Origin of the sequence: Chryseobacterium sp. G0162 (assembly GCF_003815715.1) — a bacterium.
Classification (GTDB): domain Bacteria; phylum Bacteroidota; class Bacteroidia; order Flavobacteriales; family Weeksellaceae; genus Chryseobacterium.
In genome coordinates this window covers 4645379-4669823 of record NZ_CP033922.1, presented here as the reverse complement: position 1 = coordinate 4669823, position 24445 = coordinate 4645379, and the positions used below count along the sequence as shown (strand labels likewise).

Sequence of the window (24445 nt, the reverse complement as noted above, 5' to 3'; positions counted from 1 at the left end):
TATGGAGGAGAAAATTATAGTATGTATTTCGTGCTATTACAAGGGCTATGACTTCATGGATGAAATGAAGAGGCTCGGTAATAAAATCATCTTAGTAACATCAGAAAATCTTAAAGAAAAAAACTGGCCCTGGCAAGCCATTGATGAGGTATTTTATATGCCTGAAATCAAACCATCTGTGTGGAATCTGGAACATTTGATTCAGGGATTTTCACACCTGATGAAAACAAGAAAAGTAGATGCTGTAGTTGCTCTTGATGACTACGACGTAGAAAAGGCTGCCCTGATCCGCGAAACGTTTCGTATTCCGGGAATGGGACAGACGACCCACCGCTATTTCAGAGATAAACTGGCGATGCGCCAAAAGGCGAAAGACACAGGCATCAATGTTCCTGAATTTACGGCCGTTTTCAATGACGATACAGTGAATGAATTTGTAGATAAGGTTCCCGCTCCATGGGTATTGAAACCCCGTTCAGAGGCTTCGGCATCAGGAATTAAAAAGATCATGACCAAAGAACAGCTTCATGAGGCGTTGGAAACTCTTGGAGAAGAGCGTCATCTTTTCCTCCTGGAAAGCTTTAAACCGGGAGATGTATATCATGTAGACAGCCTTACCTTCAACAAAGAAATAGTCTTTACTTCTGCATCAAAATATCTGGCTCCGCCTATGCAGGTTTCTCATGAAGGGGGTGTTTTCAGATCTAAAACATTAGGAAGATACTCTGATGAGTTCAAAGCTTTGGAAGAGATCAATTCCAGGGTACTTTCCAACTTTGGATTACTCAACGGAGCCACTCATACGGAATTCATCCGTGGAAAAAAAGACGGAAAATGGTATTTTCTGGAAACCTCCTCACGAGTGGGGGGTGCTCATATTCCTGATTTGGTAGAAGCTTCAAGCAGCATCAATATCTGGAGAGAATGGGCCAAAATTGAAGATGCTCTCTTAAGAAATAAAAACTATAGTGTCTCCCCTCCTACAGGATATTACGCAGGTCTTATTGTTGCGCTTATCAAAGATAAAGAGCCAGATTATAGTAAATTCGCATGTGAGGAAGCCATAAAATTTCTTCCCATCGATTATCATGTTGGAATTGTATACAAATCCAGTGATGCTTCCGTAATAGAAGAAAGACTAGACAGCGCCGCAGAAAAGATCAATGCTGAAATGCTCAACATCCTTCCGCCTAAGACTAGTAAGTTAAGCAGTTAATTATACACAACCTTAAAGTACAAATTTAAATGTCGCATATAGAACATACTGATTACTATTCCAACATATTGGGAACAAGTCTTAAGGTAGAAGTGACCGGATATTCCGGATATCCTATTATCATGTTTCCTACTTCTCAAGGACAATATACCCAGAACCATAACTTTCACCTTAACGGAAGTATCAATTGGTTTGTAGAACAGGGAAAGGTAAAGCTTTATAATATTCAGACCATTGACAGCTGGAGCTTTTATGATAAAACACTATCACCGCAACAGAGAATCAAAAATTACGAACGATACGTGCAGTTTTTGATCGTGGAGTTTGTTCCATACATTCAAAAACTTCATAAAACCCATCGTGTAGCAGTGGCTGGAGCCAGTTTTGGAGGTTATCACGCTGCCAATTTTGCTTTTAGGTTTCCGGATGTAGTTTCTCATTTGTTTTGCCTTTCAGGGGCTTTCAGTATAAGAAATTTTATGGACGGTTATTCCGATGACCTGGTGTATTTCAATTGTCCAAGAGAGTTTGTAAGAAATGATGAAGCATGGAAATATAAGCATATGCACATTGTATTGAGCACCTCCGATCAGGATATCTGCAAAGACAAGAATATTGAAATGGCAGAAATCTTAAGGGTAAAAGGTATTGATTTCTGGTATGATGAAAGAAAATGGATTGGTCACGACTGGCCGTTGTGGAGAATGGTTTTTCCAATCTTTATTGGAGCTTATTTCTCTTAAAAAACCTCCAAATAAAAACAAAAAATCAGTTTGTAAAATAACTTAAGTGTTTAAAATAAAGATTTTTAAATGAAAAAGAGAATCAATACTTTAACGCTTAAGTTTTAAAAATCTAAAGAATCATAGATTCTGTTGAGAAATAAAGTATAGTATACACCATTAAAAACAAAAATTATGACAAAAAAAGTAGGAATTCTATTCGGTATGGAAGACACATTTCCCTGGGCATTTATAGACAAAGTAAATGAATTGGGAGGTGGAGATATCGTGGCTGAACCTGTTACCATTGACAAATTAGAACAAGGGGCAGATTATGGTTATGCAGTGATCATCGACAGAATTTCGCAGAATGTTCCTTTTTACAGAGCTTATCTGAAAAACGCCGCACTAAACGGCACTTATGTAATCAATAATCCGTTTTGGTGGAGTGCTGATGAAAAATTTTTCAATAATGCACTTATGAGCAAATTAGGAATTCCATTGCCCAAAACAGTATTGCTTCCATCCCATGAGAGGCCAACCGATACTTCGGAAACTTCATTCAGGAACCTTAAATTTCCCCATGACTGGGAATATATTTTTGATTATGTTGGATTTCCTGCTTATATGAAACCTCACGATGGTGGCGGCTGGAAGAATGTTTACAGGGTAGAAAATCCGGATGATCTTTGGAACAAGCTTGGAGAAACAGAACAGCTGGTGATGATGGTTCAGGAAGAAATTATTTTTGATGATTATTACCGAGTGTATTGTCTGGGCAGAAAATATGTTCATATCATGCCTTACGAACCTAGGAACCCACATCACTTAAGGTATGCCACTACTCACCAGACACAAGGGGAAGAGCTTGAAAAATTATTAAAAACCATTCATGATTATACAATCAAAATGAATGAAGCATTAGGATATGATTTCAACACTGTTGAATTTGCTGTAAGGGATGGTATTCCTTATGCTATTGACTTCTGTAATCCGGCTCCGGATGCAGACAGAAATTCTGTAGGAGAAGAGAATTTCGCATGGATTATAGAACATGCTGCTAAGCTTGCTATTGAAAAAGCTAAGGAATATGTTCCGGGAAAACCTAATATCACTTGGGGAACCTTCGTGAAAGATTCCATAAAATAATATTGAAAAAGAATAAAAAAACACAAGACAATGCATCATCAGTTTACTATTGGAATCGAAGAAGAATATCAGATCATTGATGTTGAAAGCAGGGATCTGATTTCGCACGTATCAAAAATCATTGAAGGCGGAAAAGCGGTATTGAGTGAAAATCTAAAGCATGAAATGCACGAATCCATGATTGAAATGGAGACCGGCATCTGTCAGAATATTCAGGAAGCCCGGGCAGAATTAACCAATTTAAGAAGGCATCTCATCAATACAGCCCACGAACAGGGACTTCGCGTTTCCGGAGGAGGAACCCACCCTTTTTCTCATTGGTCTGACAATACGATTACTCAGGGAGAGAGATATATCAAAATTGTTGATGATATGGGGGATGTTGCCCGTGAGAACCTGATTTTTGGACTTCATGTTCATATTGGAATTCCTAATCGTGAGGAAGGCGTAAGAATTCAGAATGTAATGCGATATTTTCTGCCTCACGTTTATGCCCTTTCTACCAATTCTCCTTTCTGGATCGGAAGGTATACAGGTTTTAAATCTTACAGACAGGAAATTTTCGTTAAATTTCCGAGAACCGGTATTCCCAGTTACTTCAATTCATTGGCAGAATTTGACAGCTATGTCGATCTTTTGGTAAAAACAGGAACCATTGATAATGCTAAAAAAATATGGTGGGATTTAAGGGTTCATCCGTTCTATCCTACCATTGAGTTCAGGATTTGCGATATGCCTTTAAGAATTGATGAAACAGTATGTCTTGCAGCCATTATGCAGAGTTTAGTGGCTAAAATTTATAAACTCCACCAACAAAATCTGAGTTTTAGAAGCTACAGAAGACTTTTATTGAATGAAAATAAATGGCGTGCTTCCAAAAGCGGTATTGAGGCTCATCTGATTGATTTTGGAAAAGAAGAATCGGTTCCTTATCCCCATTTGTTAAAAGAACTCTTAGAGTTTATTGATGATGTAGTAGATGATTTAGGATGCCGACAAGAAGTTGAATATGCCTGGAAAATTCTTGAAAATGGTACGGGTGCCGATCGACAGCTTCAGATCTTCAAAGAAACCGGGGATCTTACTAAGGTTGTGGATTATATGATCTCAGAAACAGAATACGGCATTACACATGGTGAATCCGCTTCATAATATTTTTGGTAACTTTACAAAAAATATGATGTAATGAAAGATATTCGAATTGCTCTGCTGGACATGAACAACAATCATGTTAATCAAGGCTTTAGAAACATTAAAGAAATTTCTGAAACGTTTAAGCAGAACTCTGAAGAAAATGTAATCATCGAGACATTTGATGTCAGGTTTAAAGATGAAATGCCGGAGATTGGAGACTTTGATATTTTTATTTCTTCAGGCGGACCAGGAACCCCGCATCGTGAAGGTTTCGAATGGGAAAATAGGTTTGCTCAATTTTTAGATTCCGTTTTTGAACATAATAAATACAATGAGGATAAAAAGTATCTTTTCCTGATTTGTCATTCTTTTCAGTTGGCAAGTATTCATTGGAAGTTAGGGAATATCTGTAAAAGAAAATCCTATTCTTTTGGGGTAATGCCAATTCATAAAACAAAAGAAGGCCGGGAGGAATTTTTATTCAAAAATCTTCAGGATCCTTTTTATGCAGTAGATTCCAGAGCTTATCAATTCATTGAGCCGGATCACGACCGTTTTGAAGAATTGGGAATGACTGTTATGGCTATTGAAAAGTTCCGACCTCATATCAATTTGGAGAGAGCGATAATGGCTGTTCGTTTTTCTGATGAAATATTCGGGACCCAATTTCACCCGGAAGCAAGCCCTGAAGCTTTAATAGAAAACCTTAAAGACGATAAGAACAGAGAAGCTATGATTGAAAACTTCGGAATGGAAAAATATCTTGAAACTATGGACAGAATAGATGATGAAGATAAAATCATCCTGACCAGAAATCAGATCCTCCCGAGATTTCTTCAGTTCGCAAAAAAAAACATTTTGAAGAACGTTGAATCTTTGGCTTAAAAAATTAAAATAAACCACAAAAGCCACAAAAGCTTAACCCCTAAGTTCTTTTTAAGTTACTACTAAACTGTTTGAAAAGTACATTTAGGCGTTTTGAAAATCTTTGATTTTCTATCTTATGTGAACTTATTATACATCCATTTATATTTTTAATAAAAACTTTTGTGACTTTTGTGGTTAAATTTATTTCAAATATCAAATCGAGCAAAAATGCTCGATTTTTTACCACCACAAAAGAAAAAATATGATCCCAAAATACAGAAAGCATTTCAATCAGGAGTTTTCAGATGAAAAATACAAACAGCTTAAAGAAATTTTAACACGCAAAGGCGGTATAGAACCGGGTTTCAGAATTTCAGAAAGCCCGATTTTCCTTACCAAAGAATTTGAAGGTAAATTGCTTGATGCCAGTGAAAGTATCATTAGCCAGATCAAAGCGCTTCCGGCTGAAACCCTTCAAAAAGCAATTCCTGACAACTGCAGGGTTCCCAATGACACAGACCAACCCCATTTTTTTACCATCGATTTTGGAGTCTGTAAAAGTGAAGATGGAACAATTGAACCACAGCTGATAGAGCTTCAGGCTTTTCCTTCATTATATGTTTTCCAAAAGATTTATGAAGAAACGTTCTGTGAAGTTTATCCTTTTCTTTCATCGATTCGTAATCCTATGTCTCATGAAGACTTTAAACAGTATTTAAAAGATCTGATTGTAGGGGATGAAAATCCTGAGAATGTCATTCTTCTTGAAATCTTTCCTGAAAAGCAGAAAACAGCCATCGACTTTACTTTAACCGAGCAATTACTCGGTATCAAAACGGTGTGTTTAACCAAAATAAAGAAGGAAGGTAAAAAGCTTTACTATGAAAATGACAGCAAACTTGTTGAAATTAAAAGAATCTACAATCGTGTTATATTTGATGAATTGGATAGGATTCCCGATCTTAAAACTGAGTTTGATTTCCGTGAAGAAGTAGATGTACAATGGATCACTCATCCGAACTGGTTCTTTAAGATTTCTAAGTTTATTTTACCATTCCTGAAACATCAATTTGTTCCTAAAAGTTATTTCTTACATGAATTTCCGGAACATGAAAACCTTGAGGATTTTGTATTAAAGCCATTATTTTCATTTGCAGGCAGTGGTGTAAATTTAAATCCGACTAAAGAAATCACAAACACTATTGAAGATAAGGAAAACTATATCCTACAGAGAAAAGTAACTTATGAACCACTTTTTGAAGATATCAATGGGGAATTTTCAAAGGCAGAGATCCGTTTGCTGTATATTTGGAAAGAAAATGATGAGCGTCCTATTCTACTTGAAAATTTAGGAAGAATGACCAAAGCAGCCATGGTCAATGTGGATTTCAATAAAAAAGATGCTATCTGGATTGGAAGTTCTAATGCTTTTTTTGGAGAGCTATAAAGTAAAAACTGAGCTCTCGCAAATTTTGCAGATATCGCAGATGCTTGTGATAACTTATTAATCAGTGAGATCATCAGAATTTATAATAAAGCGGCTGCACTATGAAGTACAGCCGCTTTTTTTATCTCAATCTCAAATGTTTACAAATTCTTGTCATCTTCCAGCAATTCTCTTGCCTGATATTCCTGAACAAGATCAATAGCATTGGAAATTACATCACTTAAAGCCGTAATGAATGTTCCGTCTTCAGCCATTCCCATGGCATGCTTCAATGCTTCAATTTCTTTAGGAATAATTTCGTAGCTGACATCTTTTCCTGAAGACTGCATGCCTTCGATAATCAATCCATTGATCTCCTCTTCTGTTCTTCCACGAAGATGTTTTTCATTTCGGATGATGATATGATCGAACATTCTTCCTGCAATTTTCCCACATTCTCTGATATCATTGTCTCTTCTGTCTCCAACACCGGAAATAATCCCTATTTTTTTGGTAGATTCAACATTTTTCAGGTAATCTTCTATAGCTTCATATCCGGATGGGTTGTGGGCAAAGTCGATCAACACTTTAAAGCTTTTAAACTTAAAGACATTTAATCTTCCGGGAGTAAGCTGCGCACTTGGAATAAAGGTTCTTAACGAATTGGAAATATCCTCAATTCCAAATCCATGAAGATAACTTGCCAAACTGGCCGCCAAAACATTTTCGATCATGAATCTGGCTTTACCATCCATTGTAATCGGGAAATCTTTGGCTTTACCTATTCTAATCTTCCAGTCACCTTTCTTAATGGTTACAAAACCTTCTTCATAAACGCAGGTAATTCTTCCTTCTTTGGCAAATTTTACAATATGAGGATTATTCTCATCCATGCTGAAAATAGCTACATTACAATCAAGATTGTTAACAATTTTCATGGAATACTCATTGTCTGCATTCAGCACACTCCAACCGGTTTTCTTTACACTGTCTAATACAACCCGCTTTACTTTAGTAAGATCTTTCAGGTTATGGATATCATTCATTCCCAAATGATCTTCCTCAATATTGGTCAGAACGCCAATATCACATTGTGAAAATCCTAACCCGGAACGGAGAATTCCACCTCTGGCTGTCTCCAGAACAGCAAACTCCACGGTAGGATCTTTTAAAATAAACTCTGCTGACAATGGTCCTGTGGTATCTCCTTTCGACAGCATTGTATTTTGAATATAAATTCCATCTGAAGTAGTAAATCCTACTCTATAACCATTGCTTTTTACAATGTGGGAAATTAATCTTGTTGTGGTTGTTTTTCCGTTGGTTCCGGTTACTGCAATAATCGGAATGGTAAAAGGTTTTCCCTGTGGATATAGCATATCCACTACCGGAGCCGCTACATTTCTTGGTAACCCTTCACTTGGAGCTAGGTGCATCCTAAATCCTGGAGCAGCATTGACTTCTATAATAGCCCCACCACTTTCTTTTAAAGGTTGTGTAAGGTTTTCTGCCATAATATCAATCCCGCAAACATCAAGTCCGATAATCTTGGAAATCCTTTCCGCCATTGTAATATTTTCCGGGTGCACCATATCGGTAACATCTATTGATGTTCCTCCTGTAGAAAGATTGGCTGTAGATTTCAGATAAACCACCTCTCCTCTTTGCGGAACTGTTTCCAAAGTATATTGAAGCTTTTCAAGCAGTTCTAAAGTATCTTTATCCACTGCAATTTCGGTGAGAACATTTTCATGGCCATACCCTCTTCGTGGATCTTTATTTTCTTTATCAATAAGCTGCTGAATATTCAGTTCCCCGTCTCCAACGATATGGGCAGGAACTCTTCTTGCTGCCGCCACCATTTTATTATCAATAACCAATACCCTGAAATCATATCCTGTAATGTATTTTTCAACGATTACTTTTCGGGAGTATTTCTGGGCATGTTCCAATCCAATTTTGGCAGCCTCCCAATCATTAACATTGATAGAAGAGCCTTTTCCATGATTCCCATCCAAAGGTTTTAAAACAATGGGATACCCTATTTTTTTGATAACGTTATTTAAATCTTCCTCATCAACCACCAAGTCACCTATAGGTACCGGAATAGCAGCATCGTGAAGCATCCTTTTGGTTAATTCTTTATTGCAGGCAATATCTACCGCAATAGAGCTTGTTTTTCCGGTAATTGTCGCTTGAAAACGCTGTTGATTGACTCCATATCCCAACTGTACCAATGAATTTGTTCCCAACCGGATCCAGGGTATTTTTCTGGAAACGGCTTCTTCTACAATACTTCCGGTAGATGGACCCAGACGTACACGTTCTCTGATCTCTTTCAGTTTCTGAATACAGGCATTCAGGTTGTAATCTTTTCCTTCAATTAAAGCTTCTGCAATCTTGACGGATTCCTCAGCAGCATAAATTCCTACATTTTCTTCAAGATAATTGAAGACTACATTATACACTCCCGGCGTTTTGGTTTCCCGGGTTCTTCCAAAGCCAACATCCATCCCCGCCAGGGTCTGTATTTCCAAGGCAATATGCTCAATGACATGTCCCATCCAGGTTCCTGTTTCCACTCTATGGAAAAAACCACCTTCCACTCCTTCTGAACACCTGTGGGTAATCAGTGACGGGATTAATTTTTCAATTCTATCCCTGAATCCTTCTATTTTATTGGTAGGATAATTCTCCATTTCTTCAAGATCCAACCTCATCTGTATCAGCTTCTTTCTTCTGATACTCCAGATATTAGGACCTCGTAGTGCCTGAATCTTTTCGATTTTCATAGTCTATTGGCATTTTGTCAGTTAATAATAACTTATTTTATAATCAAATATAATATAAAACCCTAAACGAAACTATACCACACTTGAAGATTTATTAAAAAAAATTAATCTTTATTCACATTTCTAAAACATTAAAAATCAACTAAAGATGGCACGAAATTCGCCAAATGTGTTAATTATTTTTTAATTTTGTACCATGACTAAACCTGTAGGAAAATTAATTGTTATCGGAGGTGCTGTAAATAAAGGAAGCTTTGCAGAAACCGATTATGATCAGAATATTGAAAAGAATCTTAATTTTTTTGAGCGCGGAATTTTGCGAAAGATCATCAACGAATCAAAACACAAAGAAGATTCTGTGATTGAAGTGGTAACAACGGCCTCTCAAATTCCTCAGATTGTAGGTGCTGAATATAAAAAGGCATTCGAATTCCTTGGTGCTAAAAATGTAAACATTCTTGATATTCATAACCGTGAAGAAGCTAATTCTGATGCGATGGTAGCCAGAGCGAATGCTGCAGACGTCATGATGTTTACAGGAGGTGACCAGTTGAGACTGACATCTATTCTGGGCGGAACCCGATTTCACGATACTATTTTATTAAAATATCAGGAACAGGACTTTATTTATTCAGGAACTTCTGCCGGTGCAGCTGCTGCCTCAGAAAATATGATTTACCAGGGAAGTAGTTCTGAAGCTCTGTTGAAGGGAGAAATTAAAACAACACAAGGTTTAGGTTTAATAGATAACGTTATCATCGATACGCATTTTGTACAACGAGGCAGAATCGGACGTCTTTTCCAGGCAGTAGTGAATAACCCAAGAACATTGGGAATCGGACTTGGGGAAGATACCGGACTTTTCATTCATAATGATGTGATGACTGCTGTAGGTTCCGGACTTGTGATTTTGGTAGACGGAAGATTTATTAAGGATACCAACCTTACCAATATTAATCTTGGAGAACCTATCTCTATTGATAACTTAACGGTTCATGTGATGTCTATGAACGATCACTACGATCTTACCACTAAGACGTTAACAATTGAGAATTCACAGTTCAATCCAATTCCTTTGGACAAATAGTAAAATTCATACCTTATATAAATATAAACGGGACCTTGGTTCCGTTTTTTGTTTTTTAAAAATCACCGTTTAGATTATAACAGACTATCAAATAAGTTTGGGCTAAAGCTAAGGGGTTGAATATTTTTTCAGATTAGCTAAAGCCTACCTCTATTGATGTTTGTATTCGTGTGGATATACATATGGGTAATTGTTATTTAAAGACAAGATCTTTTATCTTTTATCTTTTATCTTTTATCTTTTATCTTTTATTTATAAATTACCTTCGTAAAAAATTTATCAACTATCATTTATATTCTATGAAAATCATCATTCACGGAGGCTTTTTCTCGGAAAGTGACCAAAGCCATGAAGTAAAAACAGCCAAACAGAACTCTTTAAAAGAAATTGCTGAAAAGGCATTTCATTATCTTCATACCCATTCTGCCTTTGATTCAGTCGCTTATGCTGTTTCTTTGCTGGAAGATGATCCTTTATACAATGCCGGAATAGGTTCACAGATTCAAAGTGATGGTGTCATCCGTATGAGTGCAGCTATTATGAATGGTGAAACCCAGAAATTAAGTGGTGTTATCAATATTCAGGATGTAAAAAATCCAATTTTTGTAGCCAAAGACCTGATTGGAGAAGATGACAGGGTTTTAGGTGGTCAAGGGGCGAAACGCTACGCTGCAGAACACGGGTTTGAAAACTTTTCAACGGAAATTCCACAGAGAAGAACAGAATATGAAGCTAAACTGAATAGCGGCGGTAAAGGAACTGTAGGCTGTGTAGCCATCGACAAAGATGGAAAATTGGCTGTTGCTACTTCTACAGGCGGAAAAGGTTTTGAGATTCCGGGAAGGATTTCAGATTCTGCCACTGTGGCCGGGAATTATGCCAATGCATTCTGTGCGGTAAGCTGCACAGGTGTGGGGGAAGATATTGTAAGCAATGCTACTGCCGCAAAAATTGTAACCCGTGTGACGGATGGAATGAGCCTTGAAACGGCTTTCAGTAAAACCTTTGATGAACTTAAAACAATTGACGGATTTGCAGGTGCCATTGCCATTGATAAAGATGGAAATGTTTATCATCAGGATTCCTATCCTACTATGGTTTTCGCCAGTTTTGACGGTGAAAATTTTGATATCTTTTCTTAATTTTAACATTTTTTTATAATTCAACTTAATTTTTTGGCACGTATTTTACATATGTATTAATAACAAATTTTAATATTAATATCTTTTAAAAAATAGAAATCATGGGAAACAAAACAAAAGGTTTATTAGCTTTACTAGGATTAGGTGCTTTAGCATATTGGAAATATAAAAATTCAAGTCCTGAAGATCAGCAAGCCGTAAAGGATAAGCTTAATACAGCAAAGGATAATCTTAACAAATGGGGAAATGATATTAAGAGTAAAGCCAATGATGTTGCTTCCCAGGTTCAAAATAAAGTAGACGAGGCAAAAACAAAAGCCGAGGATTCTTTAAGCTAAAAAAGACAGTAGTTTTTTTAACATTCATATATAGAAAAAGTCATCGTAGTAGTTTGCGATGACTTTTTGTTTATTCATCCAGAATAAATGAAGTGTATTTAAGGCAAAATCTTTGATTTTTTAGCCAGATCTCCTTCTTAAGGATTGAGTTACAATATTTTATCTTTTCTCTGCTATTAACGCAAATACCAGCGGAATTTTATTTCCAAACTGTGGAATTCGCCATTTTCCTTTTTCAACTTCTTCTACATGTCTGAAACACGGATATGGTGACCAATCAAACTCCTGAAAAGTATTCAGTTGCAAATCTTTTTTAATCAGGTTGTCAAGAACTTCCGATAAAGAGTGATTCCACATGATATATTCCTGTACAATAGGTGCAGACTGATCTGCGTAGGTTCCTTCATACGTTTCTACAATCGGTTTTTCATTGAAATAGTTATAGGTGACTTTTGTAAAGTCATCATCAAACATCCAAACGACAGGATGAAATTCTGCCATGATAAACTTCCCGCCAGATTTTAGAAAGTGATTGACAACATCTGCCCATTTTCCAAGATCAGGAAGCCAGCCTATTGTACCATAGCTTGTATATACAATATCAAATTTCTGATCCAGAATATTAGGTAGATCATATACATCCGAACAGATAAATGCTGTATCAGTTCCACACTTTTGTGCAAGATCTCTGGCTGTATCAACTGCTTTATCAGAAAGATCAATCCCGGTAACTTTTGCCCCCATTCTTGACAGTGAAATAGAATCCTGCCCAAAATGACACTGCAAATGCAGAATAGTTTTTCCTTTTATATCTCCCAGAAGTCCCAGCTCAATTGAATTCAGTGAGGTTCTTCCTTTTAAAAATTCATCTACAAAGTAGAAATCCGACTTCAAATGCGGTTCTACTTTTGCATTCCATGATTTTTTATTTATTTCTAAGTAATTTTCCATTGTTTAATTTTAATTTCCCTGAATAATATAATTTTTTTCTAATAATTTTCTTTCAGGTGTATTGGAATTATCCGGCTGAAACCAAACTTCAATCCTGCTTCCATAATAGTCTCCCCAATCACCTTCTTTCACTGTAAAATCTTTATCGTCACTTGAAAATTCTTTCAATTCATCATTGGGATTAAAAACCTCTCTCATCGATTGTTTTCTAATTTCTTTTTCAGAAAGAATCCTGTTGGTATTAAAATCATACACTCTTAAATAGATCTTGCCTTTTTCTATTGTATTAAGGAAAACATCATATTTATAAGTTCCGGGTTGTAAATAATCATAGATAAGAATATCTGGTTGGGTAACTTCTACAAGTTCTTTCTCATCTGAGAATAATTTCAAAGGCATTGAAAATTTTGCATTCTTAGGATTTTTAATATCATTATGATAAGGCTTATAAGGACTTTTAGGCGGATAAAAAGCGAATAGTCCACCAATGATAAAAAACATAATAAAGCTTAAAAGGCATTGCCAAAGACCGTTTTTAAATTCTTCTTTTTTGAACATCCTCGAAATTCCCAATATAAAGCTTACTCCAGCAACCAGAAATGGTAAAGCCGAGAAAAAATTCCATGTAAAACTGCTGATTGGTAAAATAAGGATGAGTACCCAGCAGAAAATTCCTATAAATAATGTGAGTAAAGAGGTAAAATACCATCTCCAGTTTAATGCTCTAAATACGACTTCTTTTATCATAATTTGCTTATAAGTTTTTTCTTCTGCTCATTAAATTCTTCTTCGCTCAAAATTCCACTTTCTTTTAACCTTCCCAATTGTTCCAATTGATCTAAAACAGTGGGTTCAGCTTTATGAAAATTTTCTTCAGGACGGGACATGAAGTCTCTTACCTTTTCACAAAAAAGTTCAGCATGGTATCTTCCTACTCCATCAATCTCTACAATGTCATCAGTAACCTGAATATCTATAGAAGCCAGCAATAATGCAGTTTCATACTGTATTGAACTTATTTTGCTATAAGAAAAGTCTTCTACTTTCAATCCGTACATGAATTCCTTATCTACAAAGATCAGTCTTCTGTCTGTAGCTACTAAAATGATATGATGATTGTTTATTTTATTTCTGCCTTCAACGAGGTAAACAATTTTTTCTTCTTTTGAGATGATATCCGGTAATTCCCGGATTTCTTTTCTGGCAAATATGGTAGGGCTGATATCCAGATTTTCAAGTTCTTCTCTTATTTCGTCGAGTCTTGACTTTTCACTCATAGCTATAGTTTATGGGTCTAAATTACTATTTCTTAGGAAAATAATAATTTAATTTGATTAAAAACTTACACCTCAGAAGGAATTACAATGGAAGAGTGTAAGCAATACACTTTCCAGCCTAAGGTTTCGTACAGCCGTTTTCCTTCTTCTGTTGCGACCAGAAGATTATTTGAAAACCCTTTCGACAAAGCGATCTTCTCAAGTTCTTTCAATAAAAAAGAAGCAAGCCCTTTCCTTTGGTGATTTTTTTCGGTAATAATCCTGTCATAAACGGCAACACTATCTATAAGTGAAACACGACCTATAGAAGCCTGTTCACCATTCTCTGCTACAATCCTGACAACAAAAGTTGTATTATACTCAGAAAACTCTAAGTGATATCCTTTTGTAAGACTGATTTTGGGAAAACTCATCGGATGAAAGCAGGTCATCAAATACCCTTGTGCCTGTAATTGCCATTTTTCAGGAATATCCCCTATAAACCGATCAGGAGAGGTACTTACTTTCAGATAAATCCAGGGCTCATCAATTGACCGGGCAAGTTGAAAAAAATCTTCATTAAGGTCAGGAAATACGTACCGTTCTTTTTGTTTTTCATCTCCCACAAATACATTGAATCCAGACTTATATTGAACAGGAAAAGATACTTCTCTTGATAAACACCATCCTTTAAGCCAGTTTTCTACTATTTCCGTTTTATCCTTCATGATTGGGTGTTAAGAGTTTTATTTTAATTGTTCCAGCAGCTTTCTTTTTTGTTCTGTAAACTCCGTATCGGTAAGAATACCATTTTCTCTCAGTTTTCCCAATTTTTCCAACTGCTCAAGAATATCAAGGGAGTGTGTTGCGTTTGCAGCTGCATTTGTATTTACGGGATTTGTCTGTTGCTGAAGTTGCTGTATCGGGTTATTATAGATAGGTCTTATAATATCATAGAACTTTTCTGCATCTTCTTTATCCATAAAACATTCAAACTCTACCACTCTTTCATCAAGATGTAATTTTATGATTGGAGATCTCGGATCTGTTACAAAACTTATTGACTTGATCGTTTCATTGGGATAATCGTTGATTTTGGCTGTCCCAAACATTGCTTTTGAAACAGAGATCATTCTTTTGGATGTTGCCACCAGGATTCCTGCAGCCAGTGTATTAACAAACTGAGCATCTGTAATACCAATGATTTTCTCCTCCTCAGAAATAAGATAAGGCAGTTCTTTGATTTCACCTTTGGTAAATACAGAAAGACTCGCATTCAGCTTTTCCAACTCTGTTTTTATCTTCTGCTTTCTCCTTTTATATACTTCCTTAGAAATATTTTGAGCTTCTTCCACAGTCATAGGAAGATTTTCTTGTGTTATAGCAAGTGAATTCTGTTCTGAATTTTTATCCTGAATGATACGGTGAATATCATCAATATTAAACTGATTAAGATTATATAATACTTCCTGATTGATGTAGCTTATTTTATCTAAACATTTATTGCATAAAACACCACCATCCGAAAGCTTATTTTCTCCCAGAAGCGTATCCATAGAGGTTAATTCTGTATTACATAATGAACAAGTATTACTCATTTCTTCTTCTTTTATAATTTATCCAAAAGCTTTTTCTTTTGTTCTGCAAACTCTGCCTCTGTTAGAATTCCACTTTCTTTTAGTTTACCCAATCTTTCCAATTGATCAATAATAGCTCCCGAATCTGTCTTATTTGTATTATAGACGTTTTCCTGCACCAAATCCGGAATTATTTGAGAAAATGCATGTAATGGGCTAGGGTCTGCTCTGAATTCATTTTCAGAATAGTTTGTATTATTATTTTTGATATTTAAAAATGCTCTTCCGTCACTTTTATTATGCAGCTTAAATTCTACAGCACCACCCTTTGTATTAACCCTTAACACTGAGTACAAAAGATTTTCCACCTGATCCAGAGAGATAATATCCTTGTGGTTATATTCATTTTTCACCACTCCACCCAGGAATTTTTTATCCATGAAAATCACCCTCCATTGGGTTGAAAAAATAATTCCTTCCCTCTTATTATGAAGATTGATACATTCTGCAATCGCAATCAAACGTTCGCTCGGATCCAGGACTTTATCCAGTTCATTTACTTCTTCATTGGCTAAAACACTCAATCTGGCTTTCAGGGCTACAATCTGGTCTTTTATTTCGTCTAGTCTGGTGGGAGCATCATATTCATAGTTGCCCGTTCCTGAGGATGGAATTCCCGGACTCTGGCTCCCATCAATTTTGCTTTTAAGAAACATTCCTGTTATTTCAGCAAAATAGAACTGATCCAAATTATTGATAAGATCTCTATTGATAGTAACTGCTTTAGTAAAGCAACCGGCACATAGATAACCGCCATCTGCAAGTTTATTTTTCCCAACAAGCATATCCGTAGACGTCAGCGGAGTTCCGCATAATGCGCAAATAGTATTCATCTGGTTTTAAGTTTTAAATGGTATAGACTAAAACAGTTTTAATCTGTTTTTTGTTCTTTCAGTCCAAATTACAAATTTTGATTCTATATTTACCCTCAAAAATATTCAAATCTTCTTGTTTTTCAGATATTTTTTTCTCCTATTCTTGAAATTTACACTCTCATTCAAAAAAACGGCTCAGGGTTTTAGAACCCTGAGCCGTTTTGATTATATTTTTATCCTATTTTATCCTAAAAACTCATTCAAAGAAACAGTCTTCTGCTCTCCGGCTTCAAGATTTTTAAAGGTAACCGTATTATTTTTAAGTTCTTCTTCCCCTAAGAAAACAAGATTTTTAATTCCTTTTTTCTCGGCATAGGTAAACTGTTTGTTGATTTTTGCGCTTTCAGGGTATAGTTCTGCTGAAATACCTTTTGCTCTCAACTGCATAATTAATTTCAGAGCTTCTGTAGTTTCTTCACCTCCAAAATTAGCAAACAGATATTCTATTTTAGAAGAAGCTTCTTCAGGGAAAAGGTTCAGCTCTTCCATTACCAGATAAATTCTGTCTAACCCGAACGAAATACCAATTCCAGGGATATTTTTAACCCCAAACACTTCTGTAAGGTTATCATATCTACCACCTCCACCGATGGAACCCATTGCTACTTCATCAGCTTTTACTTCGAAAATAGCTCCGGTATAATAATCAAGACCTCTTGCCAACGTAATATTGAATACAAGATTCTGCATATCAACTCCAAGGTTCAGAGATTGTGTAAGAACAAATTCCAACTCTTCTACTCCTTTCAATCCGATCTCATTGCCTTTGAATTTTTCTTTTAGCTGAAGAAGGTTTTCCAGTGCATCATCAGACTGACTGAATAAGAAGTCTAGTTTATCAATAGATTCCTGAGAGATTTCTCTTTCTAATAATTCCTTAACCACTCCCTCTTTTCCAATCTTATCCAGCTTATCCAAAGCGACAGTAAAATCGATCAGTTTATCCGTAATCCCTGCATATTCAGCTAGCCCGGAAAGAATTTTTCTGTTGTTCATGTGAATCGTCACAGGTACTTTCAGATCAGCAAATGATTTCAAGTATAATTGAACAAGATCCACTTCCTGCAATAAGCTTTCACTTCCTACAACGTCTGCATCACATTGATAAAACTCTCTGTATCTTCCTTTCTGAGGTCTATCTGCTCTCCATACCGGCTGGATCTGGAAACGCTTGAATGGAAATGTTAATTTCCCATGATTCATCGCTACAAATCTTGCAAAAGGTACGGTAAGGTCATAACGAAGCGCTTTATCTGTTAAGCTTTCTGCACTGAAAGGCTTCTCCAATGCTCTTTGGAAGTCATGAAGCATTTGATGTTTTTTATCCTCCTTGGCTTCATTAATGCTTGAATTGAGGATTTTAAAAATCAAGCGGTCTCCTTCTTCTCCGTACTTTCCTGTTAAAGTAGAAAGATTTTCAAAGCTTGGTGTTTCCAATGGCTGAAATCCGAATAATTCGAAATTATTCTGTAAAATACCGATGATATATTTTCTTCTGGAAACTTCCTGCGCCGTAAAATCTCTTGTTCCTTTTGCTAAACTTGGCTTCATTTATTGTATGTCATTTTGATAAGTACAAAAGTAAGGAATTGCAGGGACTTTACACAGCATAAAAAGCTGAAGAAGCAATCTTCCCCAGCTTTTAAAGTTAATAGGATCATTTATTCTGAAAAATCATACACTTTCAAGGATTTCCAGTATTTCTTCGCCATAATTTTCAATCTTATGCTTTCCGAATCCTTTGATCTCCAGCAGTTCTTCTTTTTTGGCTGGTTTATACTTGGCTACAGAGATCAGCTCTTTGTTGCTGGCAATGAAGTAGCTTGGCAGATTTTGTTCTCTGGCTTTCTCTGATCTCCAAAGCTTCAGGGCATTGAGAATCTTTTCTTCATCAGGATTCAGGAAATCATCTTCTGCAGAATATTTAACAGCCTTTGGTTCTTTCACTGTATTTTTCACCAATTTTGGCTCCTCGAAATACAGAATTACAGACCAATAACATTCATCGTTTACAAAAGCAGTTTCCACTTTTATAATCTCATTACCTTCCAGAAAATCATCTAGCATTTTCTGATCTTTGTAGAGAAGTTCTTCCGGAAGTCTGATCTTAAAAACCTTTACTTTCATCATTTGAGTTTTTAGAATTATTTACCTCCTAACAACAGGATCTCATCTACACGAATTTCCGTAATGTAACGCTTTACGCCATCCTTATCGTCATAAGACCTGTACGTAAGTTTACCTTCAATCGCAATTTCTTTTCCTTTAGGAACATACTTTTCCATAATTTCTGCTACTTTCCCGAAAGCAATCAGATTATGCCATTGCGTCTCTTCTACCTTTTCGCCTTTAGCGTTTGTGTAATGATCGCTTGTAGCTAAGGATACATTTGCTTTTACATTTCCGTTTTCGAAGTTTACCATTTCAACTTCTTTACCTGTGTAACCAATTAATGTTACTTTGTTTCTTAGTGACATAACTTTTAGATTTTAATGATTAATATTTCAGATAAGAGACGTTCACTGTTTTCTCAAATCTCTGTGGCAAAGTTGCAGATCCCACCAAAGCTCAGTCGGTTATAAACTATTTAAATTCGTTTGTAGTCGTTTGTTATCGGATAAGTAAAATTAAAATTGTTTAGCTATCGTTATTTTTTATTGTAAAAAATTTTGATATTGTTTTAAAATAAAAGTGAATAATGGGAACTTACTCAGGAATAATAAATTTTATTTTTGTTGATAAAAATTTCGAAAACCTCTATATTTTATACGTTATTTTTTTGCAAATTTGTAAAAACGTCTAATATGCAAAAAGAAAAACTACGTACAGTAAGAAAGAGAAAAGGTTATACCCAGCAGCAAGTTGCTGATGCTATTGCTACAGATGTTTCTAATTATAGCAGAAAAGAAAGTGGAACTGTAAAAATCATAGAGTCTGAATGGGATAAACTGGCAAAGTTTCTTGAGGTGACAGTTGAGGAAATTTATGAAGAGGAAGAAGCAAAAATAATTATTGAAAATCCTGTTTTTAATGATAATACACAAGCCAATGTTGGGAATAATAATGCTACTATTAATAATGAATTAAGCATAGAAATCATTAAAAACCTACAAGAATATATCAGTCTGTTAAAAGAAGAAGTGGCAAGACTAAAAAAATAAAAACTGTGTAATACAATTATCATTAAAAGATATAAAAGTCAGAATGGAATCTTTCTATTTTGACTTTTTTTTTAAACCAATAATACCTTTAGATTGGGAAAAGATTGGGTTTATTATCCTTGTCAAGATTTAAAACCTTGACAAGGATAGGTTCAAACTTACAATCAAAATCAATCTTTAACTACAGATGATTCTTATAAGTGACCATGTTATTCAGATTTAAATTATTTTTGCAGTCTGTTTTATACAGCAAAGGTTTTTTGATAATAAGAAAAATGAGTATATGAAGAAGCTGGAGATTAAAAAGAATATTCAAAAGGAAGAGGATAAAAATCTTTCTTTTCGGGTTTTTGATTTAACCAATGACTCTTTGAAAGAGTATGGTAAGCCACACAAAAAAGATCATTTTTTTATTATCGTTATTGAAAATGGGACTTTACAACTGCATATTGAGGATAAGATTCATTTTTTGAAGCCAGGGAAAATATCTGTGGTATTTCCGGAGCAGGTGCATTTTATTTCTGATATAAGTAATGACCTGAAAGGAAAAATCATTCTGTTTGAAGAAATATTATTCTGTTCAGATATTTTGAAAAACGAACTGAGTACTTATAATGTCAACCTTTCCACGCAGCTTCATTGTACCGTTTTGTCATCAGAAGACTTTCAGCAAAGTTTATATACAATCTCCATCATCAAAGGAATTTATCAGCATCCAAGCCTTATCAAAAAGGAGCAGGCAAGGTTTCATATCAAAATTTTTCTGTTGGGTTTAATTGAATCTGTTCATGGACTTCATCCTATCTTGCATAAAGAAACACCCGACAAACCAATATATGTTCGTTTTAAAAAATTGTTGAATGAACATTACAAACAATACAGAACGGTTCAATATTATGCGGATGAACTGGCTATTAGCCCGAAAAAATTAAACTCCATTACAAAAAAGCATTGTGGAGAAACGGCCATTCAAGCCATTCATAACCGAATTTTAATAGAGATCAAACGGCAATTGATGTTTTCAGATCTTTCTCATAAAGAAATCGCCTTTGATCTTGGTTTCAATTCACCTTCTGCTCTCAATAAGTTTGTAAAGGCAAAATTGAAGGAAACCCCAACTGCTCTTCAACAGGAATTGGCGCAAATGTATAACACATAATCCTGTTTGTATAACATGGTCCGTCTGGGCTTATCTAATTTTGTCTCATTAAAATCAAACAAAAAAAATGAGCAAATTATTCATTGCAGGAGAAGTTTTCCATGGTGCCGGAAGTCTTTCAGAATTAGCAAATATTAAAGGTAAAAAAGCGGTAATTGTAACAGGAGGAAGCTCAATGAGAAAAAGCGGAACTCTGGATAAGGCGATCACTTATCTTACAGAAGCAGGAATAGAAACACAAATTTTCGAAGGTGTAGAAGAAGATCCGTCATCAGCAACTTGTATGAAAGGAGCTGAAATCATGAAAACATTTGAGCCTGATTGGGTGATTGGTTTAGGAGGCTGTTCTGCCATTGATGCCGCAAAAATCATGTGGGTATTTTACGAATATCCTGATGCCGATTTTGATGCGATGATAAAACCTTTCACAGTTCCTGTTTTAAGAAATAAGGCAAAATTTATCGCCATTCCATCCACAAGTGGTACAGGAACTGAAACTACAGGTCTTGCTGTAATTACCGACAGAGAAAAAGGGGTAAAATATCCTATCGTTTCTTATGAATTAACACCGGATATTGCTATCGTAGATGGAGAAATCTGTGCTTCAATGCCTGCCCATGTGACTTCCAATACGGGGCTTGATGCATTGACTCACTGTGTGGAAGCTTTTGTTTCCAATATTGACAATAATATCGCAGATGCGCTTTCAAAAGGAGGCCTTGAGATTGTTTTTAACAATTTAAAAGAAGCGGTAGAAAATCCAAACAATATTACAGCCCGTCAGAATATGCATGACGCTTCTTTTATGGCAGGTTTAGCTTTCAATAATGCATGGTTAGGAATTGTTCACTCATTATCTCACCAGGTTGGAGCGTTATACGGAATTCCTCACGGAGCTTCTAATGCTATTTTCCTTCCTAATGTTATCCGTTATAACGCTCAAGCTACAGAACGTTATCCTGATTTAGCCAGAGTTATTGGTAAAGAAACAGCTGAAGATCTTGCGCAGGCCATCGAGGCATTACGTTTAGACGTTAATAATCCATCAGCCATAAAAGAATTTGGAATTTCAAGAGAAGATTGGGACAAAAATATTGATTATATCACGGCTAATGCACTTGCAGATCCTTGTACCGGTTTTAATCCTAGAGTTCCTTCTTTAGATGAATTAAAGTCAATTTATAATGCTTGTTATGAAGGACTTGTTTACACTGAAGAATTGGTAACAGGATAATTAATTTTGGTAATTATATACAATTTTACACTAATGCGGTTATCTTATTACTATGATTCTGTCATTCTGAATACAGACTGAAGGTCTGCGAACGTAGTTCAGAAGTGAAATGAAGAATCTAAGCGATATTATGAGATTCTTCCTTCGTCAGAAATCGAGTATTTAACGTAGTCAATGACAGTGACGTAAAATTGTATATAGCCACTATAATTTTATATTTAAATTTTAGCATAAAAAGCAGGAAGCCTGATAAACTTCCTGTTTTTGCTATTCATTACGCTCTCTGTTTTAAATTTTCTCACATTCAATGATGCTTTTCGCTTCTGTACCAATCTGAACAAGCCTGCTGAATTGTAATCCTGATTTTTCCAAAAGAACTTTAAACTCACTCAATGTTCTTTCTCTTCCGGTAAGACAAGCCAGCATTACAATATCCAAAAGTTTGGCAATATGAGGCTGATTTAGAGAATCATCAGGAATAACGGCATCTATAATCAATAGTTTTGCTCCTTTTGGCATTGCATCATAGCAAACTTTTAAAATCTGAATACATTCCTCATCATTCCAGTCATGGATAATCCATTTCATGGTATATAAATCTGCTCCTTCCGGAACTTTTTCAAAAAAACTACCGATGGCAACAGAACATCTTCTTTTTAAATTTTCGGGGATAAGTTCCACAGTCTTTCCGATCACATTTTCTTCATCAAAAATAATCCCTGAACTATCGGGAGCAGCATCCAGGATAGTATACATCATTACTCCATTTCCTCCGCCTATATCTACTATTTTTTTATAGGGACTGAAATCATAATTTTCCATAATTCCTTTTAGCTCCGTTCCTGACATTCCGGTCATCCCTTTTCCGAAGTTTTCCCCTATTTCCGGATATTTTTTATAGTAAGCCCAAAGAGGCATTCTGTGAATATGATCAAAAGGGATTTCACCTGTCTGAACAGCGTAGGTAAGCTCTCCATACGCAGGAAAATGTTCTTTCATTATCGTAAGTACAAAATTCTTTGCTGTTCCTGGCACATCAGTCTGCAATGCTGCCCCAAAATCATTTAATGCAAAGATTTGGTTCTCTGATTCTTCAAAAATACCCACACTGCTTAATGCTCTCATGATTCTATACAATGCTTTTTCATTGGACTGTATTTCTTTTGCCAGCGACGAAATTGTTTTCGGGCCAGCTGCCAAATGATCTGCAATGTTTAATTCTGCGGCTGTCTTTACACAGCCGGCAATCCACACACCACCTAATACTTGAAACATCTTCAAGGTAAATTCAGGTTTTACGGGTTGTTTTTTCATAGGAATAGTTTTTAATTGAGATTAAAGTTTACAATATCATAATTCAACAATAAGTGAAATTATGTATTTTATTCATAACTTACTGACATTTAGATTAAAAAAACAATTATAACCACTAGCTTATGTAAAAATTTATCAAAGAAATTATTTAAATTAGTCTTCATTGTTCAATCAAAATTCCATTAGAGATGCAGAATCGTTTTAAAAACATTGCAAAAGCAGGACTGTTTGTCCTATGTTCAAATTTTTCATATGCTCAATCTCAATTTGATTTAAGTGACTTTAACCTTCAGCTTCCTATTGAGAAAAACAATTCTATAACCATAATTAAAGGAGCAGATATTCCTAAGTTTTCTTCCGAGAATTTTTATTTTTCACCAGAGGACACGAGCATCCGTCTTTTTTGTTCTTCCGATGGCAAAACTACTCAGGGATCTCACTACCCCAGAACAGAACTACGACAAATTAGCGAATGGCATTTTGAAAACCAACATCATTTACAGGTTAAAATGGCGGTATTAAAGCAGCCTGGTACGGGAAAGATAATCATTGGACAGATCCATGGTAATTCCAAGGGAACGGAAGCTGTAAAAATCTGGTGGAATAATGGTAACCTTCAGGTTGGTTTCAAAAAAGAAGTTGATGATAAAGAACAACGCATTACTCTTTTGAAAAACATTCCTTTGGGACAAGTATTTGAATACTCTATTGAACAAAACAACTTAAATATTCAGGTAAAAATAAACCAACAAACAACTGTATTTAGTCTTGGAAATAGCTGGAAACAGGAATCAGTTTATTTTAAAGCCGGGAATTATCTGCAAGACAATAAATTTCCGGTAACCTCCGGTACTGTGGCTATTTATCAAATTAAAACAAACAGCTAATCTGAAAGACCGGTTAAAGCCTGGTAATAATTTTTTACTCTTGAAGGCTGCAATCTCCGTACTATCCATTTACAAACGGATAATTCTGTATCTTTGTA

Annotated in this window: 24 protein-coding genes; 13 read left to right on the top strand and 11 right to left on the bottom strand. The window is 35.6% G+C overall.

Translation table 11 applies throughout. The features are described from left to right. The first annotated feature begins 1 nt into the window (after position 1). From EG344_RS20895 to EG344_RS20870, 6 genes are all read left to right on the top strand, one after another. Positions 2-1216, top strand: a complete 1215-nt coding sequence (locus EG344_RS20895; protein ID WP_123911250.1) for an acetyl-CoA carboxylase biotin carboxylase subunit family protein — start codon at positions 2-4, stop codon at positions 1214-1216. A gap of 29 nt (positions 1217-1245) precedes the next feature. Beyond that, positions 1246-1959: an alpha/beta hydrolase-fold protein gene (locus EG344_RS20890; RefSeq protein WP_123911249.1), complete on the top strand. Its 714-nt coding sequence runs from the start codon at positions 1246-1248 to the stop codon at positions 1957-1959. Between the two features lie 174 nt (positions 1960-2133). Beyond that, positions 2134-3087, top strand: a complete 954-nt coding sequence (locus EG344_RS20885; RefSeq protein WP_123856110.1) for a RimK family alpha-L-glutamate ligase — start codon at positions 2134-2136, stop codon at positions 3085-3087. A 30-nt stretch (positions 3088-3117) separates the two neighbouring features. After that, positions 3118-4239: a carboxylate-amine ligase gene (locus tag EG344_RS20880; protein WP_123856111.1), complete on the top strand. Its 1122-nt coding sequence runs from the start codon at positions 3118-3120 to the stop codon at positions 4237-4239. A gap of 33 nt (positions 4240-4272) precedes the next feature. Further along, the gene (locus EG344_RS20875) at positions 4273-5106 is read left to right on the top strand and encodes a type 1 glutamine amidotransferase (RefSeq protein WP_123911248.1); all 834 of its coding nucleotides are present in this window, start codon (positions 4273-4275) and stop codon (positions 5104-5106) included. A gap of 244 nt (positions 5107-5350) precedes the next feature. Continuing rightward, complete coding sequence (locus tag EG344_RS20870; RefSeq protein ID WP_123911247.1) at positions 5351-6535, top strand: hypothetical protein; 1185 nt, start codon at positions 5351-5353, stop codon at positions 6533-6535. 140 nt (positions 6536-6675) lie between these two features. Here EG344_RS20870 and cphA read toward each other — a convergent pair whose 3' ends face one another. Next, positions 6676-9306, bottom strand: a complete 2631-nt coding sequence (gene cphA, locus EG344_RS20865) for a cyanophycin synthetase (RefSeq protein ID WP_123911246.1) — start codon at positions 9304-9306, stop codon at positions 6676-6678. 196 nt (positions 9307-9502) lie between these two features. Between cphA and EG344_RS20860 the strand changes: the two genes are divergently transcribed. The 3 genes from EG344_RS20860 (at position 9503) to EG344_RS20850 (ending at position 11873) form a co-directional block, all read left to right on the top strand. Continuing rightward, a complete protein-coding gene (locus EG344_RS20860; protein WP_123911245.1) occupies positions 9503-10393 on the top strand; it encodes a cyanophycinase in 891 nt (296 codons plus the stop codon). Between the two features lie 299 nt (positions 10394-10692). Continuing rightward, positions 10693-11535: an isoaspartyl peptidase/L-asparaginase gene (locus tag EG344_RS20855; RefSeq protein ID WP_123911244.1), complete on the top strand. Its 843-nt coding sequence runs from the start codon at positions 10693-10695 to the stop codon at positions 11533-11535. A gap of 101 nt (positions 11536-11636) precedes the next feature. Next, the gene (locus EG344_RS20850) at positions 11637-11873 is read left to right on the top strand and encodes a YtxH domain-containing protein (protein ID WP_123911243.1); all 237 of its coding nucleotides are present in this window, start codon (positions 11637-11639) and stop codon (positions 11871-11873) included. 159 nt (positions 11874-12032) lie between these two features. Here EG344_RS20850 and EG344_RS20845 read toward each other — a convergent pair whose 3' ends face one another. The 9 genes from EG344_RS20845 to EG344_RS20805 all read right to left on the bottom strand — a co-directional run bounded on the left by EG344_RS20845 (position 12033) and on the right by EG344_RS20805 (position 19069). Further along, positions 12033-12824, bottom strand: coding sequence for a class I SAM-dependent methyltransferase (locus EG344_RS20845; RefSeq protein WP_123911242.1), 792 nt, complete (start codon positions 12822-12824; stop codon positions 12033-12035). 9 nt (positions 12825-12833) lie between these two features. After that, complete coding sequence (locus EG344_RS20840; protein ID WP_123911241.1) at positions 12834-13571, bottom strand: hypothetical protein; 738 nt, start codon at positions 13569-13571, stop codon at positions 12834-12836. Further along, positions 13568-14101, bottom strand: a complete 534-nt coding sequence (locus EG344_RS20835) for a PH domain-containing protein (protein WP_123911240.1) — start codon at positions 14099-14101, stop codon at positions 13568-13570. The genes EG344_RS20840 and EG344_RS20835 overlap by 4 nt, the downstream gene beginning before the upstream one ends. Positions 14102-14166: 65 nt before the next feature. Beyond that, the gene (locus EG344_RS20830) at positions 14167-14808 is read right to left on the bottom strand and encodes a GNAT family N-acetyltransferase (RefSeq protein WP_123911239.1); all 642 of its coding nucleotides are present in this window, start codon (positions 14806-14808) and stop codon (positions 14167-14169) included. Positions 14809-14826: 18 nt separating this feature from the next. Next, complete coding sequence (locus EG344_RS20825) at positions 14827-15678, bottom strand: PH domain-containing protein (protein WP_123911238.1); 852 nt, start codon at positions 15676-15678, stop codon at positions 14827-14829. An 11-nt stretch (positions 15679-15689) separates the two neighbouring features. Next, positions 15690-16550, bottom strand: a complete 861-nt coding sequence (locus tag EG344_RS20820; protein ID WP_123911237.1) for an SHOCT domain-containing protein — start codon at positions 16548-16550, stop codon at positions 15690-15692. A 225-nt stretch (positions 16551-16775) separates the two neighbouring features. Further along, the gene (hisS, locus tag EG344_RS20815) at positions 16776-18143 is read right to left on the bottom strand and encodes a histidine--tRNA ligase (protein WP_123911236.1); all 1368 of its coding nucleotides are present in this window, start codon (positions 18141-18143) and stop codon (positions 16776-16778) included. Between the two features lie 123 nt (positions 18144-18266). Next, positions 18267-18722 (bottom strand): HRDC domain-containing protein, encoded by a 456-nt coding sequence (locus tag EG344_RS20810; RefSeq protein ID WP_228412790.1) that lies wholly within the window; start codon positions 18720-18722, stop codon positions 18267-18269. A gap of 14 nt (positions 18723-18736) precedes the next feature. Then, the gene (locus EG344_RS20805; RefSeq protein WP_123856123.1) at positions 18737-19069 is read right to left on the bottom strand and encodes a single-stranded DNA-binding protein; all 333 of its coding nucleotides are present in this window, start codon (positions 19067-19069) and stop codon (positions 18737-18739) included. 327 nt (positions 19070-19396) lie between these two features. On the opposite strand from EG344_RS20805, the gene EG344_RS20800 reads away from it, so the two are divergent. From EG344_RS20800 to EG344_RS20790, 3 genes are all read left to right on the top strand, one after another. After that, positions 19397-19753 carry a helix-turn-helix domain-containing protein gene (locus tag EG344_RS20800; RefSeq protein WP_123911235.1) on the top strand — a complete coding sequence of 119 codons (357 nt, stop codon included), beginning with the start codon at positions 19397-19399 and terminating at the stop codon, positions 19751-19753. A gap of 283 nt (positions 19754-20036) precedes the next feature. Continuing rightward, a complete protein-coding gene (locus EG344_RS20795) occupies positions 20037-20912 on the top strand; it encodes an AraC family transcriptional regulator (protein WP_123856128.1) in 876 nt (291 codons plus the stop codon). Positions 20913-20979: 67 nt separating this feature from the next. Beyond that, positions 20980-22146 (top strand): iron-containing alcohol dehydrogenase, encoded by a 1167-nt coding sequence (locus EG344_RS20790; protein WP_123911234.1) that lies wholly within the window; start codon positions 20980-20982, stop codon positions 22144-22146. Positions 22147-22434: 288 nt separating this feature from the next. On the opposite strand, the gene EG344_RS20785 is transcribed toward EG344_RS20790, so the two are convergent. After that, positions 22435-23460: a methyltransferase gene (locus tag EG344_RS20785; protein ID WP_123911233.1), complete on the bottom strand. Its 1026-nt coding sequence runs from the start codon at positions 23458-23460 to the stop codon at positions 22435-22437. A gap of 188 nt (positions 23461-23648) precedes the next feature. On the opposite strand from EG344_RS20785, the gene EG344_RS20780 reads away from it, so the two are divergent. Then, on the top strand, positions 23649-24347 hold the full coding sequence (locus EG344_RS20780; protein WP_123911232.1) for a polysaccharide lyase family 7 protein: 699 nt from the start codon (positions 23649-23651) through the stop codon (positions 24345-24347). The last annotated feature ends 98 nt before the right edge of the window (positions 24348-24445 follow it).

Excerpts from the sequence above, each read along its gene's own strand:
- EG344_RS20820 (WP_123911237.1), bottom strand. The coding sequence starts at position 16,550 with ATGAATACTATTTGCGCATTATGCGGAACTCCGCTGACGTCTACGGAT.
- EG344_RS20785 (WP_123911233.1), bottom strand. The coding sequence starts at position 23,460 with ATGAAAAAACAACCCGTAAAACCTGAATTTACCTTGAAGATGTTTCAA.
- EG344_RS20880 (WP_123856111.1), top strand. The coding sequence starts at position 3,118 with ATGCATCATCAGTTTACTATTGGAATCGAAGAAGAATATCAGATCATT.
- EG344_RS20780 (WP_123911232.1), top strand. The coding sequence starts at position 23,649 with ATGCAGAATCGTTTTAAAAACATTGCAAAAGCAGGACTGTTTGTCCTA.
- EG344_RS20790 (WP_123911234.1), top strand. The coding sequence starts at position 20,980 with ATGAGCAAATTATTCATTGCAGGAGAAGTTTTCCATGGTGCCGGAAGT.
- hisS (WP_123911236.1), bottom strand. The coding sequence starts at position 18,143 with ATGAAGCCAAGTTTAGCAAAAGGAACAAGAGATTTTACGGCGCAGGAA.
- EG344_RS20840 (WP_123911241.1), bottom strand. The coding sequence starts at position 13,571 with ATGATAAAAGAAGTCGTATTTAGAGCATTAAACTGGAGATGGTATTTT.
- EG344_RS20825 (WP_123911238.1), bottom strand. The coding sequence starts at position 15,678 with ATGAGTAATACTTGTTCATTATGTAATACAGAATTAACCTCTATGGAT.
- EG344_RS20890 (WP_123911249.1), top strand. The coding sequence starts at position 1,246 with ATGTCGCATATAGAACATACTGATTACTATTCCAACATATTGGGAACA.
- EG344_RS20800 (WP_123911235.1), top strand. The coding sequence starts at position 19,397 with ATGCAAAAAGAAAAACTACGTACAGTAAGAAAGAGAAAAGGTTATACC.
- EG344_RS20885 (WP_123856110.1), top strand. The coding sequence starts at position 2,134 with ATGACAAAAAAAGTAGGAATTCTATTCGGTATGGAAGACACATTTCCC.
- EG344_RS20895 (WP_123911250.1), top strand. The coding sequence starts at position 2 with ATGGAGGAGAAAATTATAGTATGTATTTCGTGCTATTACAAGGGCTAT.
- EG344_RS20810 (WP_228412790.1), bottom strand. The coding sequence starts at position 18,722 with ATGATGAAAGTAAAGGTTTTTAAGATCAGACTTCCGGAAGAACTTCTC.
- EG344_RS20855 (WP_123911244.1), top strand. The coding sequence starts at position 10,693 with ATGAAAATCATCATTCACGGAGGCTTTTTCTCGGAAAGTGACCAAAGC.
- EG344_RS20860 (WP_123911245.1), top strand. The coding sequence starts at position 9,503 with ATGACTAAACCTGTAGGAAAATTAATTGTTATCGGAGGTGCTGTAAAT.
- EG344_RS20875 (WP_123911248.1), top strand. The coding sequence starts at position 4,273 with ATGAAAGATATTCGAATTGCTCTGCTGGACATGAACAACAATCATGTT.
- EG344_RS20850 (WP_123911243.1), top strand. The coding sequence starts at position 11,637 with ATGGGAAACAAAACAAAAGGTTTATTAGCTTTACTAGGATTAGGTGCT.
- EG344_RS20870 (WP_123911247.1), top strand. The coding sequence starts at position 5,351 with ATGATCCCAAAATACAGAAAGCATTTCAATCAGGAGTTTTCAGATGAA.
- EG344_RS20830 (WP_123911239.1), bottom strand. The coding sequence starts at position 14,808 with ATGAAGGATAAAACGGAAATAGTAGAAAACTGGCTTAAAGGATGGTGT.
- EG344_RS20795 (WP_123856128.1), top strand. The coding sequence starts at position 20,037 with ATGAAGAAGCTGGAGATTAAAAAGAATATTCAAAAGGAAGAGGATAAA.
- EG344_RS20845 (WP_123911242.1), bottom strand. The coding sequence starts at position 12,824 with ATGGAAAATTACTTAGAAATAAATAAAAAATCATGGAATGCAAAAGTA.
- cphA (WP_123911246.1), bottom strand. The coding sequence starts at position 9,306 with ATGAAAATCGAAAAGATTCAGGCACTACGAGGTCCTAATATCTGGAGT.
- EG344_RS20835 (WP_123911240.1), bottom strand. The coding sequence starts at position 14,101 with ATGAGTGAAAAGTCAAGACTCGACGAAATAAGAGAAGAACTTGAAAAT.
- EG344_RS20805 (WP_123856123.1), bottom strand. The coding sequence starts at position 19,069 with ATGTCACTAAGAAACAAAGTAACATTAATTGGTTACACAGGTAAAGAA.